21 protein-coding genes are annotated in these 17252 nt (G+C 71.3%); 13 read left to right on the forward strand and 8 right to left on the reverse strand.

The features are described from left to right. The first annotated feature begins 53 nt into the window (after nucleotides 1-53). Nucleotides 54-254, forward strand: a complete 201-nt coding sequence (locus tag ACIBK1_RS07845) for a hypothetical protein (RefSeq protein WP_030504998.1) — start codon at nucleotides 54-56, stop codon at nucleotides 252-254. Nucleotides 255-319: 65 nt separating this feature from the next. On the opposite strand, the gene ACIBK1_RS07850 is transcribed toward ACIBK1_RS07845, so the two are convergent. The 4 genes from ACIBK1_RS07850 to ACIBK1_RS07865 form a co-directional block, all read right to left on the reverse strand. Continuing rightward, nucleotides 320-1030, reverse strand: a complete 711-nt coding sequence (locus ACIBK1_RS07850; protein WP_156080672.1) for a hypothetical protein — start codon at nucleotides 1028-1030, stop codon at nucleotides 320-322. A 424-nt stretch (nucleotides 1031-1454) separates the two neighbouring features. Further along, entirely contained in the window at nucleotides 1455-2111 is a 657-nt protein-coding gene (locus ACIBK1_RS07855) for a fasciclin domain-containing protein (protein ID WP_030505000.1), read from the reverse strand. A gap of 270 nt (nucleotides 2112-2381) precedes the next feature. Next, complete coding sequence (locus ACIBK1_RS07860; RefSeq protein ID WP_156080673.1) at nucleotides 2382-3008, reverse strand: hypothetical protein; 627 nt, start codon at nucleotides 3006-3008, stop codon at nucleotides 2382-2384. Between the two features lie 244 nt (nucleotides 3009-3252). Beyond that, entirely contained in the window at nucleotides 3253-3477 is a 225-nt protein-coding gene (locus ACIBK1_RS07865) for a type II toxin-antitoxin system HicB family antitoxin (protein WP_030505002.1), read from the reverse strand. Nucleotides 3478-3653: 176 nt separating this feature from the next. On the opposite strand from ACIBK1_RS07865, the gene ACIBK1_RS07870 reads away from it, so the two are divergent. Together ACIBK1_RS07870 and ACIBK1_RS07875 are read left to right on the forward strand one after the other, a co-directional pair. Beyond that, nucleotides 3654-3887, forward strand: coding sequence for a hypervirulence associated TUDOR domain-containing protein (locus ACIBK1_RS07870; protein WP_030505003.1), 234 nt, complete (start codon nucleotides 3654-3656; stop codon nucleotides 3885-3887). A gap of 1 nt (nucleotide 3888) precedes the next feature. Continuing rightward, nucleotides 3889-4218, forward strand: coding sequence for a DUF3140 domain-containing protein (locus ACIBK1_RS07875; RefSeq protein WP_030505004.1), 330 nt, complete (start codon nucleotides 3889-3891; stop codon nucleotides 4216-4218). A gap of 70 nt (nucleotides 4219-4288) precedes the next feature. On the opposite strand, the gene ACIBK1_RS07880 is transcribed toward ACIBK1_RS07875, so the two are convergent. After that, nucleotides 4289-4468 (reverse strand): DUF4236 domain-containing protein, encoded by a 180-nt coding sequence (locus tag ACIBK1_RS07880; protein ID WP_030505005.1) that lies wholly within the window; start codon nucleotides 4466-4468, stop codon nucleotides 4289-4291. Between the two features lie 226 nt (nucleotides 4469-4694). Here ACIBK1_RS07880 and ACIBK1_RS07885 point away from each other — a divergent pair, with 226 nt between their 5' ends. After that, nucleotides 4695-5102 carry a four-helix bundle copper-binding protein gene (locus tag ACIBK1_RS07885; RefSeq protein WP_030505006.1) on the forward strand — a complete coding sequence of 136 codons (408 nt, stop codon included), beginning with the start codon at nucleotides 4695-4697 and terminating at the stop codon, nucleotides 5100-5102. A gap of 126 nt (nucleotides 5103-5228) precedes the next feature. Continuing rightward, a complete protein-coding gene (locus ACIBK1_RS07890) occupies nucleotides 5229-5732 on the forward strand; it encodes a MarR family winged helix-turn-helix transcriptional regulator (protein WP_363413339.1) in 504 nt (167 codons plus the stop codon). A gap of 159 nt (nucleotides 5733-5891) precedes the next feature. On the opposite strand, the gene ACIBK1_RS07895 is transcribed toward ACIBK1_RS07890, so the two are convergent. Together ACIBK1_RS07895 and ACIBK1_RS07900 are read right to left on the reverse strand one after the other, a co-directional pair. Then, nucleotides 5892-6497, reverse strand: a complete 606-nt coding sequence (locus tag ACIBK1_RS07895; RefSeq protein WP_396733289.1) for a hypothetical protein — start codon at nucleotides 6495-6497, stop codon at nucleotides 5892-5894. A gap of 242 nt (nucleotides 6498-6739) precedes the next feature. Beyond that, on the reverse strand, nucleotides 6740-8188 hold the full coding sequence (locus ACIBK1_RS07900) for an amidohydrolase family protein (protein ID WP_363413343.1): 1449 nt from the start codon (nucleotides 8186-8188) through the stop codon (nucleotides 6740-6742). A gap of 253 nt (nucleotides 8189-8441) precedes the next feature. Here ACIBK1_RS07900 and ACIBK1_RS07905 point away from each other — a divergent pair, with 253 nt between their 5' ends. The 7 genes from ACIBK1_RS07905 to ACIBK1_RS07935 all read left to right on the forward strand — a co-directional run bounded on the left by ACIBK1_RS07905 (nucleotide 8442) and on the right by ACIBK1_RS07935 (nucleotide 14803). Then, complete coding sequence (locus ACIBK1_RS07905; protein ID WP_396733293.1) at nucleotides 8442-9623, forward strand: CaiB/BaiF CoA transferase family protein; 1182 nt, start codon at nucleotides 8442-8444, stop codon at nucleotides 9621-9623. Next, nucleotides 9616-10461, forward strand: coding sequence for a citryl-CoA lyase (locus tag ACIBK1_RS07910; RefSeq protein WP_396733296.1), 846 nt, complete (start codon nucleotides 9616-9618; stop codon nucleotides 10459-10461). The genes ACIBK1_RS07905 and ACIBK1_RS07910 overlap by 8 nt, the downstream gene beginning before the upstream one ends. Continuing rightward, complete coding sequence (locus ACIBK1_RS07915) at nucleotides 10454-11317, forward strand: DODA-type extradiol aromatic ring-opening family dioxygenase (RefSeq protein ID WP_396733298.1); 864 nt, start codon at nucleotides 10454-10456, stop codon at nucleotides 11315-11317. Before ACIBK1_RS07910 ends, ACIBK1_RS07915 begins: the two co-directional genes overlap by 8 nt. After that, nucleotides 11314-11673: a hypothetical protein gene (locus tag ACIBK1_RS07920; RefSeq protein WP_030505013.1), complete on the forward strand. Its 360-nt coding sequence runs from the start codon at nucleotides 11314-11316 to the stop codon at nucleotides 11671-11673. Before ACIBK1_RS07915 ends, ACIBK1_RS07920 begins: the two co-directional genes overlap by 4 nt. A gap of 120 nt (nucleotides 11674-11793) precedes the next feature. After that, nucleotides 11794-12747: a zinc-binding alcohol dehydrogenase family protein gene (locus tag ACIBK1_RS07925; protein WP_396733301.1), complete on the forward strand. Its 954-nt coding sequence runs from the start codon at nucleotides 11794-11796 to the stop codon at nucleotides 12745-12747. Between the two features lie 417 nt (nucleotides 12748-13164). Continuing rightward, a complete protein-coding gene (locus ACIBK1_RS07930) occupies nucleotides 13165-13854 on the forward strand; it encodes a DUF6461 domain-containing protein (protein WP_197042354.1) in 690 nt (229 codons plus the stop codon). A 121-nt stretch (nucleotides 13855-13975) separates the two neighbouring features. After that, nucleotides 13976-14803, forward strand: a complete 828-nt coding sequence (locus ACIBK1_RS07935) for a class I SAM-dependent methyltransferase (protein WP_197042355.1) — start codon at nucleotides 13976-13978, stop codon at nucleotides 14801-14803. 10 nt (nucleotides 14804-14813) lie between these two features. Here the strand turns inward: ACIBK1_RS07935 and ACIBK1_RS07940 are convergent, their stop codons facing one another. Further along, nucleotides 14814-15614, reverse strand: a complete 801-nt coding sequence (locus tag ACIBK1_RS07940) for an IclR family transcriptional regulator domain-containing protein (RefSeq protein ID WP_030505017.1) — start codon at nucleotides 15612-15614, stop codon at nucleotides 14814-14816. Nucleotides 15615-15910: 296 nt separating this feature from the next. On the opposite strand from ACIBK1_RS07940, the gene ACIBK1_RS07945 reads away from it, so the two are divergent. Further along, the gene (locus ACIBK1_RS07945; protein ID WP_396733305.1) at nucleotides 15911-17176 is read left to right on the forward strand and encodes an extracellular catalytic domain type 1 short-chain-length polyhydroxyalkanoate depolymerase; all 1266 of its coding nucleotides are present in this window, start codon (nucleotides 15911-15913) and stop codon (nucleotides 17174-17176) included. Nucleotides 17177-17252 lie beyond the last annotated feature (76 nt).

Consider the following 17252-nt stretch of genomic DNA (forward strand, 5'->3'; position numbering starts at 1 on the left):
GCGATCTCAAGGTCTTTACTGGGCCATGACCTGGCGTTTCCTACTCTTCCGGCATGCGCAGGTGGGTGAGCTCTGAGGGGCACGAGGTGGACCCCGTCGTCATCGAGGGCCGCGGCCTGCTGCGCGTACGGCACCTGGGCTACCACATCGGCTACTACGCCTCCGTCGCGGAGGTGGCGGCCCACGTCGATCTCGCCGACCTGGTGGAGGTCGTCGACCTGCCTCACGCGTCCAGAGCCCGGAGACAAGGATGAGGGGTGAGCCGGACCGGCTCACCCCTCCCTCTGGCCGCCGCGTCGCCTCACCGCGGCGTGGACGCTCAGTCCTCCCAGCCCGGCATGTTCCACAAGTCGTCGGCGGCCGCCTTGGGCTGCGCCTTGACCTGGGTCTTGGGCTTGGCCTTGGCCTTGGCGGGCTTCGCCATGCCGGCGTTCGGCATCCCCCAGCCCGGGATCTCCCGCACCCAGGCGTCGGCGGCCTCGTCGTCGGTCTTCGCGCTCGACGGCTTACCCGCGAAGTCGTTGCCGGACATCTTGGTGTACGTCGGCTGGTTGGACGTGGGGTGAAGGAACACGTCCTGCGGCGAGCCCTGGCTGTTGTTCCTGCCGGTGGCGGGCATCGTGAACATGGAGCCCGGCTGCGATCCGTTCGCCTGGTTCCCGTTCATCGGCATGCCGGCCAGCGAGTTGCCTCCGGAGGGACCTCCGGCCGGCTGCGCACCGGCCTGCCGGCCGCCCGCCGTGTCACCGCTGGGCGCCTGCCTGCCGGTCATCTGGCCCTTGGGGCTCTGGCCGTTCGCCCGGTCCTCGGCCTCGTCGTCCGCCGAGAGGTACGGGCCGACCTTCGTACCCTTGTCCAGGATGTCCAGGGCCTTGGAGGCGACGAAGTCGGGCTCCTCCGGGTTGTTCATCGCCATCGCGGCAATCTGCTTGCCGGGCGACATCGGCTCCTTGGCGGACATCGGAGCCGGGTCCGCGGGAGCGGGACCCGACAGGAGAGCAGCCGCGAGTACGGCAGTGCAAAGAGGCATGAGAATTTCCCCCGAAATCTTGCGGACGGTACAAGAACGAAGGTAAGCGCACGATGCCGGGCCATCACGGACCCGATGCTCAGTGTCCGGTCAAATAAGAGGATCAGCCGCTTCAGGACATAGACCCCCAGGTCACCCTCCGCTTCGCCCATCACGGGCTCGACCGCGCCACACGACACGGGCCACGCCTTCGACCAGTGGGCCGACGCGAGCGGGCGGACGGACTTCGCGTCCTGCCTCCGATCCGCCGTCAGGTCGCTCCGGGAGGCGGTGGCCCAGGACACGCGGCCATGACCGCCTCGGTGCGGCCGGGCGATCCGGGACGCGCCCGAGGCGGGGAAGAGGCGGAGAGGAGGCGGAAACGGCACGGGGGTGAGCCGTGAGCGGCTCACCCCCGTGAAGGCTGTGTCAGGGCGACGGCTGGTTACCTCGGCATGAGCACCTTGTCGACCGCGTAGACGGTGGCATTGCTCGTCGCGATGTTCCCGCAGGTCACAGTGGCGTCGTTGACCTTGAGGCTGGAGTCGGACCCCGAGACGGTGAGCTTGCGCCCCTCAAGGGAGGTCAGCTGGCCGTGCATGTCCGCCGGCGCCTTGCGTCCCTTGACCACGTGGTAGGCCAGCAGTCCCCTGAGCGACTTGCGGTTCGACATCAGCTGGTCGAGCTGGCTCTTCGGAATCTTGTTGAACGCCTCGTTCGTCGGCGCGAACACCGTGATGTCCTGGGCGGAGTTGAGCGTCTCGGCCAGGCCGGCCTTCTTCACCACGCGCGCCAGCGTGGACAGCGACGGGATGTCGGAGAGCGCGGTGCCGACCGGCACCTTGGCCAGCTCGGCGGGGCTGCCCTTGCCCGAGGCGGGCAGCGAAGAGCAGCCCGCCCCGACGGGCGTCCCGGTGGCCGTCGGCGACGCGGACGCGGAGGGGGTCTCGCTCGCTGCCTCGCTGGGAGTCTCGCTGGCCATGTCGGTCGCGGTCTCGTTGGCCGCGACCGGGGCCGCGGGGCTGCCGCCCTGGCTACCACACGCCGCGGACATCGAAAGCGCCGCGGTCAGGGCGGCGAGGGCGAGCAGACGGGTATTCATGATCGTGTTTCCTTCGTCGTGGAAAGGTCGTGGAAAGGTCGTTGCCGGGTGGTGGGTCGGGTGCGTGATGAGACACGGAACGGGCGCACCGATCGGTCCTGGGACCGGACGCGGTGCCCGGCGTGGCACCCCGCACGACCGTCCGCGCTTCGCGACCCCTGTGGACGGCGACACCGGAAGAGCCCGCCACACCGGCGCAGGGCCGGTGTGGCGGGCCGTTCTGACGGGCCGGTCACACGGGCCTCTTCCTTCAGGCCGTCAGGAGCGGGCTCACTGGTCGTGCGACCGCAGATGCTTGTGGGGCCGTGTGATCGTCTTCTGGCGCGCCGTCTTCGGCTGCGCCGCCTTCTGCTCCCCCCGCGGCAGCGGATAGGTCCTGGTCGACTGGATCCCCTGCACCGGACGGAAGGTGAACGGCTGCGGCGCCTGTCCGGACGAGCCGGAAGAGTAGACGGGCTGGATGAAGACGTCGCGTGTCTTGGGATCGATCACCGGGACGTACTTGGGCGCGGTGTTCCCCCCCACCGCCCGGTCGTCCGCGCTGCCTCCCGCCGTCGCGGCGGGCCGTGTGCCGTCCGCGCCCGGCCTGGTGGACGTGCCGGAGGCTTCGGGCCCGCTCGCGCCGGCCGGCGACCGCGGAGCGGCGGCGCTGTCGTCGCGCCCGCCGTCCATCCCGCTGGGAGCCATCCATGGCGGCGCCTGGGGGAGGGTGAACGGATATCCCCCGGCCTGCGGCGCCATGCCGGGCGGCGACGGGAGTTGCGACCGGCCCGTGGACGGCGGCGCGGCGTTGTTGTTGTCCGTGGTTGCCCTCGTCCCGGGCGGGGCCGGGTCCGGCGGCACGGCGGCCGGCCCGGTGAACAGGGCGGCGGCCAGCACGGCTGTGCAGAGAGGCATGAGACTCCCCCGAGGTCATGGATGGTACGAGCACGACGGTAAGCGCCGCACCGGGGAGTGATCACGCATCCGACGACCAATGTCCGGTCAAGCATGGCGATCGGGCACTTCACCCGCAAAGATCCCATCGCGCCCGCAAGCGGCCTCGGCACGCCCGCGGAGAGGGCCGGAGCGGAACGGAGCGGGACGGAGCGGGACGGAGCGGGACGGACGGCGAGCCCGAGGGCGGGAGGGCGCGCCGGGCTCAGTCCGGCAGCCGGACCTCGATCGGCACCACGATCGGCGGATGCAGGTGCGGATGCGGCATCGCCCGGCGCTTGAAGTAGTGCTCCAGTGCCTGCCGCAGCCGGTCGAGCGCCTCGTCGACCGTGTGCCCTTCGCAGGCCACCTCGACCTGGACGCACCGCGCGCAGTACATGCCACCGTCATCGGCGGTGACGGTCGCGGTCAGCCGTACGGTCCGTCCCATGCTCCCACCGTGCGCGGCAGCGGACCGGGGTAATCCCGGTGTCCGGGCAACAGTTGGGAGATTCGCGGTCCACCGGCTCCGGGCCGCATCCGCTTCGCACCGGATTTTGCCTGATAGGGAGGCATTTCGAGGTCCCGCCGCGAGGACGGCGGGTTTCCTCGGGTAGGGCCGCGCGCATGGGCAAGAGAGACAAGGACAAGAAGCAAGAGCCGTCGGTGGGCGACGAGGTCACCTGGAAGAGCCACGGCGGCGAGGCGGCCGGCAAGGTCGAGAAGAAGATCACCGAGCGTACGGAGGAGGCGGGCCGCACGGTGGCCGCCTCACCCGAGGACCCGCAGTTCCTCGTGCGCAGTGAGAAGAGCGGCGGGACGGCGGTGCACAAGCCATCGGCGCTGCATCCGAAGGAGTGACGTGACCGCCGGCAGAAGGCAGACCGCCGCCGAGTTCGGCCAGGCGGTCAACATGTCCGCGGCCGAACTGGAGCGATGGCTGCGCGAGGAGCGGTCGAAGGAGGTCGGCGACAAGCCGGACGGCGGCGAGTCGACGGGTCACGAGTCCGGCCGGCACATCGTGGCCATTCTCCGCAAGCACCAGAGCGAACTGGACGACGAGGACTACGCCCACATGCGCAAGGTCGTCGGGTATGTCCACCGGCACCTGGCCCAGCGTCCCTCCGGGGACGTACGGGACACCCGCTGGCGGTACTCGCTGATGAACTGGGGCCATGACCCGCTGAAGTAGGGCGCTCGAAGGGACGGGTCCGCGGGCGCGCGCCGGGGGGTCGCGCCCGCCGTGTCACCGTCTCCCACCGTCAGCTGAGCGTCTTCTTCCAGTGGAAGCCGCCGGGAAGGTTCACGGTGAGGGTGCGGCGCCCGTCCGCCGTCTTCGTGACGCGGAAGGCGCGTCCGCCGTAGCTGTGCCCGACGCCGCCGCGCGAGAGGTTGAGCCTGAACGGTCCCATCTTGATCGATTTTCGGTAGCTCCAGCCCATGGGTTCCTCCTTACTTTTCCGTGCCCCCGCGACTACCCCGGAAGACGATCAGCACACCAGCCGTCCGTTTACGACCGTGCTGCCGGGTATGGCCACCGACAGCTTCTCGGCCGTCAGGAACGCGATCGGATCGCCGGCCGGGCGCCGGGGCTCACGGACCCGACCTCATCGGCGGGTCTCCACCTCCTCGCGGGGGACGCCCACCCGAGAGCGGAAGGAGCCGGCAATGGGACACGCCGGAGTGATGTTGAACACCTATCCCGCCGACCTCGGCGGCGTGGACAGGCAGGTGCTCGCCAACTGCATCGAGGCCTGCTTCGACTGCGCGCAGACCTGTACGGCCTGCGCCGACGCCTGCCTGTCCGAGCACGCGGTGGCGGAACTCGTGCGCTGCATCCGCACCAACCTCGACTGCGCGGACATCTGCGCGACGACGGGCCGGGTGCTGTCGCGGCACACGGGCTACGACGCGAACCTGACGCGCGCCCAGCTTGAGGCGTGTGCGCAGGCGTGCCGCAGCTGCGGCGACGAGTGCGGCATGCACGCCCACATGCACGAGCACTGCCGGGTCTGCGCCGAGGCGTGCCGTCGCTGCGCCCAGTCCTGCAACGAGCTGCTGGCCGCGCTCGGCTGAGCACACCCGCCCCGCGGCTTCTCCCACGGCGACTCCCGCGGCGACTCCTGCGGCGCGGCCTCGCCCGCCGTGCGTTCGCCCATGCGATGGCGTGGCCGCGGCGTGGACCGTGTAAAAACGGTTCCTATGGCAAAGGAAGCGGACGAGGAGCCGACCGGTGACGACCTGGAGGCCGTCACCGCCGCCGTGCTCACCGCCTCGCGTGTGCTCGTCGCGATATCCGCGCGGTCTCTGGCCGCCGCGGAGGACAGGGTCACCCTGCCGCAGTTCCGCATGCTGCTGGTGGTCGGACAGGGCGAGACCAAGCTGGTGACGCTGGCGGACAGGCTCGGCGTCAATCCGTCGACCGCCATGCGCATGGCGGGCCGCCTCGCCGTCGCCGGTCTGCTGAAGCGTGAGGTGAATCCGCAGAACCGGCGGGAGACGCTGCTGCGGCTGACCGACAACGGGCGGCGGATCGTGGAGGAGGTCACCGCCCGGCGCAAGGAGGAGATCGCCGCGATCCTCACGCGGATGCCGGCGTCCCAGCGGCAGGCCCTCATCACCGCCATGCGGGAGTTCAACGACGCGGCGGGCGAGCCGCCCGCCCGCATCGCCTTTCCGCTCGGCTGGCCCGGCCCCTCCGCCTGACCACCGCCCGAGGCGGCTGCCGCGCCCTGTCTCCAGCTTCCGCACGCTGCATCGGGCTTCCGTACGCTGTATCCGGCTTCCGTACGCCGCGTTCAGCGGCCGGAGGCGGCTTCCGCAGCGTGGACCCGGCGGCCGGAGGCGGCGAAAGCCGCCGGGGACTCAGCAGCCGGAGGCGGCGCAGGCACCGGGGATGAGCCCGGGGGCTCCGTCGGCGCCCGACGGCACCTCACCCTGGTCCTGGCTGCCGCCGCCCTTCGAGGCGCCGCCCGTCTTGCCCGACGAGCCGGTCCCGGTCCGGCCCGTGCTCTTCCCACCGGAGGCGGAGCCGCCGCCCGAGGAGCCGGAGGCGGTGTCCGCGCCGCCTCCGCCGGGCGCCTGCGCTCCGCCGGAGCCGTCCCCGCCGGACCCGATGGCGCCCTGGTCCCCCGAACCCTGGTTCCCCGGGCCCTGGTCCTTCGCGCCCTGATCGGCCGAATCCTGATCCGCCGGGCCTTCCGCGTCCTGTCCGCTGTCTGCGGCGGAACCGGCGTCCTGGGCGGGGGCCGACTGCCCCGCGCCTGCCCCGGCGGGCGGGTCCGCGGGACCGGAGCCGCCGCGCAGCGCGAAGCCCGCTCCCCCGGCGGCCAGCACGGCCACCAGCGCCGCGGCGGCGATGACGACGGGCTTCCTGTTCTTGGTCGTGCGGGGCGGCTCCTCCTGGCTGGAGAGGATCTCCTGCCGGAACCGGTCATCCTGGCTCGTCTGTGACGGGACGCGCCCTTGCATGCGAGACAACTCCCAGCGGTCGTTTCGGGGGAAACCTCCACGGCTTCCGCGGGTGGCTGCCCACCCTAACGCCACTAATGACCGAATTTCACATAGACGACTAAACAATCATGAATGTCCCCGGCCGCCGGACCTGCGGTGCCGCGACGAGCCGGCCGAGCACGCCCATGGACGTGGCTGCTCACCCGACGCCAGGACGTGCGGGCAGTGCTCGGCGATCCCCGCTCAGTAGCGACGAAGAATCAGCGGCTGTGCGTCGAGGCGCTGTGGTAGTCGGTGTACGTGTAGGGGTTGTCGAGGATCTTCGTCTCGGGGATGTCGGGGTTCATCCCCTTCTGCCATGCCTCCTCGCCCAGCGTCGAGCGCAGGTACTCGACGGTCCGTTCCACCTCGCGGCGCGCCGCGGCGAGGTCCACGCCCACCAGGCGGTGCTCGTGCTTCACCACGCGGCCGTTCACGAGGACCGTGTGCACGTCGCCGCGCTGCGCCTGGAACGCGACGTGCCCGTACGGGTTCAGCAGCGGGAACGACACGGGCGACGCGTCGTTCTTGATGAGCACGATGTCGGCCTTCCTGCCCGCTTCGATGCTGCCGAGGTCGTCGCCGCGGCCGATGGCGCGGGCGCCGCCGCGTGTCGCCCAGTCCACCACCTGGTCGGCCCGCAGGCTGCAGTGGGTGACCGTCTCACCCTTGACGTGCGCCTCCATGTGCTCGCGGGAGCGGTCGGCGCCGAGCGTGGTGCGCATCGCCGAGAACAGGTCGCCGCTCCACCAGACGCTGGTGTCCATCGAGAGCGAGACCGGGATGTCGTGGGCGCGGATGGCCCAGGTGGGCGGGTAGCCCTGGCCCGCGCTCTGCTCGCTCTCGGTGGAGACCGAGATCGAGCCGCCGGTGGCGGCGATGCGGTGGTAGGAGTCCGCCGACAGCGAGGCGGCGTGGACGTAGACCGTCTCGGGCGTCATGAAGCCGTGCTCGTGCATGAGGCGGATGCCGTCGTCGCTGGTCGCGCCCCACACGCCCGCGTGGGTCGTGACCGGGACGCCGAGGTCGCGGGCCACTTCGAAGGCCGGCTTCTCGGGGAAGGCGGGGTCGCCGGTGACGTCGAAGGCGATCTGGAAGCCCAGCATGTCGTCGCCCGTGATGCGGCGCCGGACGAAGTCGCGGAACTCCGGTGCGCCGGTCCACTCGGCCGGCGGCGCCTGGATGTTCCCGTAGGCCAGCACGAACCGGCCAGGCACCGCCTGCAGCGCGTCCACGGCCGCGTCGGCGTGGTCCACGGTCCGCAGCCCGTGCGACCAGTCCACCACCGTGGTGACGCCGGCGTCGATCGCCTCGATCGCGGCCAGCAGGTTGCCGGCGTGCACGTCCTCGGGCCGCCACAGCTTGCCGTACTCCAGGTAGTACCAGACGAAATACTGCGTCAGCGTCCAGTCGGCGCCGTAGCCGCGCATCGCCGTCTGCCACATGTGCCGGTGAGTGTCGATCATGCCGGGCATGACGATGCCGTCGGTGGCGTCGACGACCACGGCGCCGTCCGGCGCGGGCAGGTCCTGACCCACCTCGGCGATCCGGTCGCCGACGACGAGGACGTCGGTGCCCGGCAGCACGCTGTGCGCGTCGTCCATCGGCAGCACCGTGCCGCCGCGCAGCAGCACGGGCCGGTCCGGCCCGAAATCGGTCGGCTCGTTCATCGTCGAACTCCTCACCTTCCACTGGCCGAGCGCGCCCAGCGATGACGAACACTTGTCCGCTATACGGTCAGCACTGCTTCCGCTGTTACTTTCCCGAGCACCGCCCCCGCTGTCAACCATCGGTTTCCCGCGTCGTCCGGCGACAAAGAACCGGTCACACATTTGACGAAGGAACCGCCTATGCCAGAATCGGCTGCACGGACTCATGTCCGTTGGGCGGACACTGCTGTGACAGTCAAGGAAGGGGAGCCGGATGACAGACGACACCGCGCCCGAGCGGGGAGGCGGGCCGCTGTCCGGCGTGCTGGTGGCCGACTTCTCGCGGGTCCTGGCCGGGCCGTACGCCACGATGCTGCTGGCCGACATGGGCGCCGAGGTCGTCAAGGTCGAAGGCCCCAAGGGGGACGACACCCGCACCTGGATGCCGCCGGTGCGCGGCGACGTGTCGACGTACTACCTGGGGGTCAACCGGGGCAAGCGGTCGATCGCGCTCGACCTGCGGGACTCCGGCGACGCCCGGGTGGCCCGGGAGCTGGCCCGCCGCGCCGACGTGCTGGTGGAGAACTTCAAGCCGGGCGGGCTCGCCAAGTACGGCCTGGACTACGCCTCGGTCAGCGCGGCCAACCCCGGCGTGGTGTACGCCTCGATCAGCGGGTTCGGCTCCGGCGCGGGCCGGGACGTGCCCGGCTACGACCTCATGGTGCAGGCCATGTCGGGGCTGATGAGCCTCACCGGCGACCCCGAGGGGCCGCCATACCGCGCGGGGATCTCGGTCTTCGACGTCATGGCGGGCAACCACGCCGCCATCGGCGTCCTCGCCGCCCTGCGCCACCGCGACGCGACCGGGCAGGGCCAGCACGTCGAGGTCAACCTGCTGTCCTCGGCGCTGACCGGCCTGGTCAACCACAGCTCCGCGTACGTCGCGGGCGGCGTCGTCCCCTACCGCATGGGCAACGCCCACCCGAGCGTGTTCCCCTACGAGCCGCTGCCCACCGCCGACAACGACATCATCGTGGCGGCCGGCAACGACGGCCAGTTCCGCAAGCTGTGCGAGGTGCTCGGCATCCCGGAGATCGCCGACGACCCGCGCTTCGCGCGCAACGCCGACAGGACCGCGCGCCGCGAGGAACTGCGGCCCATCCTGGTCGGGCGGCTCGCCACGCGCGGAGCGCTGGAGTGGTTCGAAATGCTGGTCGCCGCCGGGGTGCCGTGCGGGCCGATCAACACCATCGACGGCGGGTTCGCCATGGCCGAGCGCTTCGGGCTCGACCCGGTCGTGGAGGTCGGCGAGGGCGACCGGGCGGTGCCGACCACCCGCCACCCGATCCGGTTCTCCGCGACCCCCGCCGCCTATCGGCTGCCGCCCCCGGAGCTGGACGAGCACGGGGACGAGCTGCGTAAGTGGCTGACCGAGGAGGAGGACGACGATGTCTGACCGGCCCGAGATGATCGAGCGGCCGTCGTACCCCACGGCGTTGGGGGCGTCCTCGCTGAAGTCGATCACCCTGCTCGGCTCCGACCTCGCAGGGGACGTCATGGGGAAGGTCGGGTTCGGCGAGCTCGCGTTCTGGCTCGCCGCCCAGCGCCGGCCCACGCCGGGCGAGACCCGGGTGTTCGAGGCCGTGCTCGCCGCGCTGGCCGACCACGGGTTCACCCCGACCGCGATCGTCACCCGGCTGACGTACCTGTCCGCGCCCGACTCGATCCAGGGCGCGCTCGCGGCCGGACTGCTCGGCGGCGGCTCGCGCTTCCTCGGTGTGACCGAGGACTGCGGCCGGTTCCTGCACGACGTGCTGGCGGCGCACGACGGGCCGCTGCCGTCGGACGACGCCGGCTGGGACGCCCTCGCCCTGGAGACCGTGCGGGCCCGGCGGCAGGCGCGGCGGTTCATCCCCGGCCTCGGCCACCACGTGCACAAGGAGGGCGACCCCCGCACTCCCCGGCTGCTGGAGATCGCCGCCGAGGAGAACCTGGTCGGGCCGCACCTGTCGCTGTTCGCCGCGATCGGCCGCGTGCATCCCGAGGTGCTGGGCAGGACGCTGCCGCTCAACGGCGCGGGCGTCTGCGGCGCTGCGCTCGCCGACCTCGGCCTGCCGCTCGAACTGCTGCGCGGCTTCGCCCTGCTCGCCCGTACGGCGGGCCTGATCGGGCAGCTCGCCGAGGAGCTGCGCCGCCCGGTGGCGAACGAGATCTTCCTGTCGGTGGACCTCAACAACCGGTCCGTCGACCCCGAGCCCTACGCCCCTGACGCCACTGGAGGTCCGCATGGCTGAACTGGTCGCGGTGATCGCGTCCACCCATCATCCGTTCTACTACCGCGCCAGCACGGCCACCGGCGAGGACCGCCCGCCGTTCGCCGACGAGTGGGTGCGCAAGGTCGAGGCGTTCCGGGAGACGCTGACGAAGGCACGGCCCGACGTGCTGGTCATGGTCGGCTCCGACCACTTCCACCAGCTCTGGCTCGACAACATGCCGCAGTTCCTCGTCGGCAAGGCGCCCTTCTACGACGCCAACTGGTACAACGAGGAGCGCGAGTTCGGCCTGCCCCGGATGCTCTTCACCGGCCAGGAGGACCTTTCGGGGTACATCCTGCGGGAGGGCCTGGACGCGGGCTTCGACCTGGCCTTCTCCAACGAGCTGCGGATCGACCACTCGATCACGTGCCCGATCATCACGCTGCGGCCGCAGAACGACCTGCCGATCGTGCCGATCTACACCAACATCTTCGCGCCGCCGCTGCCGCGGCCGAAGCGGTTCGTGCAGCTCGGCCGTACGATTCGGGAGCTGGTGGAGTCGTGGCCGGCGGACAGGCGGGTGGCGGTGATCGGCACCGGGCACCTGTCGCTGGAGCTCGGCGGGCCGCGCCAGTTCGGCCCGCACGGGCCCGACCCCGAGTTCGACCGCAGGGCGGTCGAGTGGATCTCCTCCGGCGACATCGAGGGCTGCCTGTCGGAGGTCACCCTCGACAGCCTCCACCTGCCCGGCAACGCCACCCACGGCTTCATGGACTTCATGCTGATGATGGGCGTGGCCGGCGAGGGCGCCAAGGCCGACTACGTCGACACCTACGACCTGTTCCACACCATGGAGGCCTACTTCACCTGGTACCCCAACGGAGGCGTGGCGTGAGCAAGTACCTGCTGAACAAGTTCCTGTTCACCGTCGACCGCGATCCGGAACTGGTCGAGCGCTACCGCGAGGACCCCCGGGGCACGGTGGAGTGGTGGGAGGCCGAGCAGGCCAACCGGCTGCTGAGCTGTCACGGCGGGGAGGCGTCGACCTGGCTGCGCTTCGAGGACGCCGAGCGCGAGGCCCTGGCCGGCCACGACTACCCCCGGCTGTTCGAGCTGGGCGCGCACCCGTTCCTCACGCTCACCCTGTTCATCGCGATGTTCGAACGCGACCACGAGCCGCTGGGCTTCCAGACCGAGTACGCCCGGCGGCTGGCCCACATGACGTTGCCGTACCCCGACATCGCGACCTGATCGGACGGACCTGCCCGCCGCCGAGGCGGGCCGGGCGGCGAGGCGCCGGGCACGCCGTGCGGGGCGGGCCCGGCGGCTCTCGCCGATGACCTTGCGCTGTGTTCGAGGGAGAGGTGGAACATGCGGGCGGCACAGATCGTGGAACCCGGCAGGCCGCCGCTGATGGCCGACCTGCCCGTGCCCGTCGCCGGGCCCGGCGAGACCCTGGTCGAGGTGGGCGCCGCGCCGGTCACGCCGCTCGACCTGCTGTGCGCGAGCGGCACGTCCTACTTCGGCAGGCCGCGCACGCCGTACGTGCCGGGGGTGCAGGGGGCGGGCGTCGCCGGCGGGCGGCCGGTGTGGTTCGCGACCACGGCCGGAATGGCCCCGGGCGACGGGAGCATGGCGCAGTTCGCGGCGGTGCCGGCGGACGACCTCGTCGCGCTGCCCGCCGGGGCCGACCCGGTCGCGGTGGCCGCGCTCGGGCTCTCGGCCGTCGCCGCGCACATGGCGCTGACGTGGCGGGGCGAACTCGCCGCCGGCGAGCAGGTCGTGGTGCTCGGCGCGGGCGGCGTCGTCGGGCAGGCCGCCGTGCGGATCGCGCGCATCGCCGGCGCCCGCAGGGTGGTCGCCGGGGCCCGCTCCCCCGCCGCCGTCGAACGCGCCCGGCGGGCGGGCGCGGACGCCGTGGTGGCGCTCGACACCGGCGACGTCGCCACGCTGGCCGCCCGCTTCGCCGAGGCCTGCGACGGGCCCGCCGACCTGGTGCTCGACCCGCTCTTCGGCCCGGCCGCGGCCGCCGCGGCCCGTACCCTGCGTCAGGGAGGCCGGTGGGTCAACCTCGGCTCCTCCGCGGACGAGACCTGCCCCATCGACTCCTCCACGCTGCGCAGCAGGTCGCTGCGGCTGCTGGGATACACCAACAACGAGCTGACCCCCGAGCAGCGAGCCGCCTCGATCGTCTTCGTCGCCGAGCAGGCGGCGCTGGGGCGGCTGGAAGTCGCCCGCGAGACGGTCCCATTGGAGGACGCCGGGGCCGCCTGGCTCCGTCAGGCGGACGGCGCCGCCTCCGGCAGGATCGTCCTGATCCCCTGAGCGGCCTCCTATGCGAGAGCCTCGCACAGCCAGGTGAGGTTCACCCGCGGCTGGCCGAGGCCGCCTCCGTCTTCCCCGCGAAGCCGATCAGGAAAATGGGGTGGTGGCTCGTTCAGAGTGGGCTCGATCTCCCAGGCAAGGCCGGCGCGGCCGAGCCTGACCGCCCTGGATAATCAGGAAGCTCGCCCCCTCCAGAGTGATCGGGAGATTCCTGTGCCGGAATCGTCAGGAGAGAAGGCCGTGCGAGCGGTCGCCCGGGTCGATGCCCTTCACCAGTTGGGGACCGTCGCCCAGTGGCACCCTTGCCCTCGCCATGTCACGCAGAGGCGAATGCCCCGTGGCTGCTCCGACTGCACATTCGATGCTGTGCAAACGTGTCCCACCTGCCGTATATGGCCGTGCCCCACGCACCTGGCCTTGTACGACGAGACGGAAGAGGACTGCAGCCACCGGATTCCCGCCGTTTCGGCCACCACCAGCCACCATTCCGAGGGCTCGGTGATCGTCGCCGGAGACCGTCACGCGGCCACGGACGCCTACGCATGGTGGAGCCGCTCTGTGTGGACACAGGCAGCGTTCTGTTTCACGTTCATCGCCGACCTCACGCCCGAAGAGGTGCTATGCCGACTAGGGCTGACCGAGGACCCCGAACAGGAAGGTTTCGCCACGGTCGAAGTCGGCCGCGCGCCTGGCGGCTCGATCATGGTGGAGTGCGGTGGTGCAGGGATCTTGCGTGACGTGGTGCACGCCCTGTCGCAAGGTACGTCGATCGCCAGTGTGGAGCGCAATGTCAACCATTACTCCCACTTCGTCCACGCCGTAGACGGTCGCGTCGTCGACCGGCTCGACCCGATGTTCGCCCACTGGAGCGACAGCACCGACCCCGAACGGCTGAAGCGGGACCTCGAAGAGCTGGGCATGCTCTGGGACTTCGACCCGGATTCGGAAGTATTCCCGCCATATGTCGAGGGCGCTCTGGCTCTCGCCGAACGACGTACCGGCGTCCGGCTGGAACCCCGCCACCTCGAGCCCGGCGCCTTATCTCACCGCGCTTCCATTGCTCGCTACTACGAAAGCCCCGAAGGCACCTTCCCGGAGCTGGCGTGACGCGCATTGGGGAGGTCGCTTCACACAGCGATTCATCTCTGAAATGCCTCTGCGGCCTCGACGGGACGGCCGTAGGCGGCGGCAAGGGCCGTGCCCTTCTCCGGCCGGACATGATGGGCATATGGATCACACGCGAATGGAGTCGTACTTCGACGGGCGAGCGGCCGGTTACGGGCAGCTGAGCTGGCACGCCGGGTACGCCGAGCGACTGGTGGAGCTCGCGGGCCTGACGCCCGGCATGCGCGTGCTGGACGCCGCCACCGGCACGGGGCTGGCGGCGCTGGCCGCGGCACGCGCGGTCGGTCCCTCCGGTCAGGTGGTCGGCGTGGACATCTCGGCCCGGATGCTGCAGGAGGCCGACCGGTTGCTCACCGCGTCCGGTCTGACCAACGTGAGCTATGTGAAGGCGGACGCCACCGCTCTCGACGGGTTCGACGACGACGCGTTCGACGTCGTCCTGTGCTGTGCGGGGATGCTTTATCTGCCGGCCTCGGCGGCGTTCGCCGCCTGGCATCGGGTGCTGAGGCCGGGCGGGCTTGTCTGCTTCTCCGCGATGCGGGCCGGCTTCCCCCGCGCGGCTCGCGTGTTCCGTGAATGCGCCACGGACTTCGGCCTCGCCCTCACCGATCCGATGGCCGAGGTGGGCACGGAGGAGAGCAGCCGCGCGGCGGTGGCCAAGGCCGGCTTCGTCTACGAACGGGCCGTACCGGATGTGATCGCGCTCCCACCCAGAAACGCGGCGGACCTGTGGCGGGGCCACATGGTGAACCCGAACTACTCCGAAGTCGCGTCGCTCTCCCCGGAGGAAACGGCCGCCTTCGAGGCGCGCTACCGCGCTCAGGTCTCCGAGTTGTCGAACGAGCCGGACGCCTTCGATCTACCGGTCATGTACGTCTACGCCCGCAAGCCTGGGCGGGCGGGCCGCCGCGAAGCGGCAGCCATGCCGTGACTGCGGTTTCCTAGGAGGCGGTGACCTGCGGGACGGACTCGTAGAGCGCCCAGTCGGCGCTGATCGCGCCGGCGGTCTTCAGCAGCAGCGGCAGGTGCTCCTCTGTCAGTTTCTCCAGGGAGGTCTCGGCGGCGTGGCTGTTGACGTTCACGGCCGCGATGACGTTGCCGGAGCCGTCGCGCAGCGGCGCGGCCACCGACCGGATGCCGAGCGCGAGCTGCTCGTCGGTCAGCGCCCAGCCCTTCGCCCGCACTTCCCGCAGCAGGGCGTCGCGCTCCTGCGGACCGGGCCGCCAGCGCGGCTCGATGCCCGACCTGCTCGGCTCCGCCAGCACCCGCTCCAGCTCGTCCGGCGGCAGCGCGGCCAGCAGCACCTTGCCCAGGGAGGTCTGCATCGCGGGGAACCGCGTCCCGATCTGCACCGAGAGGGCGACGATCTTCGGCACGGCCACGCGGGAGACGTACACGATGTCGGACCCGTCGAGCTGGGCGATGGACGACGACTCGCGCGTCTGGGCGACCAGTCGCTCCAGGTGCGGCCGCGCCACCTCCCACAGGCCCATCGAGCGGACGTAGGAGACGCCGAGTTCGAGCACCCGCGGGGTCAGCGCGAAGCCGCCCTGCGCCGAGCGGGCGTATCCCAGCTCCTGCAGCGTGAGCAGGATGCGCCGGGCGGTGGGCCGGGCCAGGCCGGTCGCCGCCGCCACCTCGGTCAGGGACATCACCGGGCGCCCCGGCTGGAAGGCCCTGATGACATCGAGGCCGCGCGCGAGCGCCTCGATGAAGTCAGGTCCGGTGTCGCCTCGTGCCATGAACGCCTCTTCCGCTCGAACTCGCCGAGTCAACCTTAGACCCTGCCCGCGGTTGACTGTCCGCCTGACGGCGGTCTGCGTGGCCCGAGATGCCCAGCGTCACATCACCGTAACGTGCCGGTCGACGGTGACACGCTCTCGTATGACCGTCACACGGACCCCTGTCCGCTAATCGGCGTGCTGACAACGCCATGACAGGACGGTGAGAAGTGTGTCCGGCGCCCATGTCGGGAGGATGGCCGGAGTCCTACCGTGCGCGGAAAGGATCGGTGCGCCAGGTCACCCGAGGAGCCCCCATGGTCACGTCCTTGCCCGCACGGCCGCCGCGAGCGGCCCTCGCCCTCACGACCCTCCTGCTCGTCCTGGCCGGCCTGCTCGGCACGGCCCTGATCACCCCGCCCGCGCGGGCCGCCTCGCTGGTGCAGGTCGGCTCCTTCGGAGCCAACCCCGGCAACCTGGCGATGTACGCCTACCGTCCCGACGGCCTGCCCGGCGGCCGGCCGCTCGTGGTGCTCCTGCACGGCTGCACGCAGAACGCGAGCGGCTACTTCGCCGATTCGGGGTGGCGCAAGTACGCCGACCAATGGGGCTTCGCCCTGGTGCTGCCGCAGACCTCCAGCGCCAACAACTCGTCGAGTTGCTTCAACTGGTTCCAGACCGGTGACACCACGAGGGGGCAGGGTGAGGCCGCGTCCATCCGCGCCATGGTGGCGTACGCGGTCGCCGACTACGGGACCGACCCCTCACGGGTCTACGTGTCCGGACTGTCGGCGGGCGGGGCCATGTCCGCCGTCATGCTGGCGACGTACCCGGACGTGTTCGCCGCCGGGTCGATCGCCGCCGGCCTGGCCTACCGCTGCGCGAGCAGCCTGACCGAGGCGTCCGGCTGCCAGTACGGCCCGACGAGCAGGACCCCGCAGCAGTGGGGTGACCTGGTGCGGAACGCCTACCCCGGCTACACCGGGCCGTACCCGCGGGTGGCCGTCTGGCAGGGCCAGTCCGACTACACGGTCGTCCCCGCCAACGGCGCCCAGTCGCGCGACCAGTGGACGAACGTGCGGGGCGTCTCCCAGACTCCCTCCTCCACCCGGTCGCTCACCGGCGGCACGACCCTCAAGGTGTACGGCGACGACGACGTGCGCCTCTACGAGATCAGCGGCATGGGCCACGGCCTGCCGGTCGATCCGGGCGGAGCCGCCGACCAGTGCGGCGCCACCGCGGCGTACTTCCTCGACACGATCTGCTCGGCCTACCACGACGCCCGCTTCTTCGGCCTCGACGGCGGCGCCCAGCCCAGTCCCACACCCACCGCCACGACCAGCATCACGCCCAGTCCCTCAACCAGTCCCTCACCCCGCGCCACGCCGAGCGCCACACCGACGGGGACGTGCGTGCGGGCCAGCAACTACGCCCACACGACCGCCGGGCGGGCGTACCAGTCCGGCGGCTACACCTATGCCAAGGGGTCGAACGACGCGATGGGCCTGTGGAACACCTTCACCACGCACGCGCTGCGCCAGACCGGCCAGGACTACTGGGTGCTCGCCGACGGCCAGTGCTGACCCTCCGCCCCCCCGCGTCCCCCTCCGGCCGTGCCCCGCGCCCCGTCCGGCCTGGCCCGGCCTGGCCCCGGGGCGC

This window comes from Microbispora rosea (genome assembly GCF_044460045.1).
GTDB classification, from domain to species: domain Bacteria; phylum Actinomycetota; class Actinomycetes; order Streptosporangiales; family Streptosporangiaceae; genus Microbispora; species Microbispora rosea.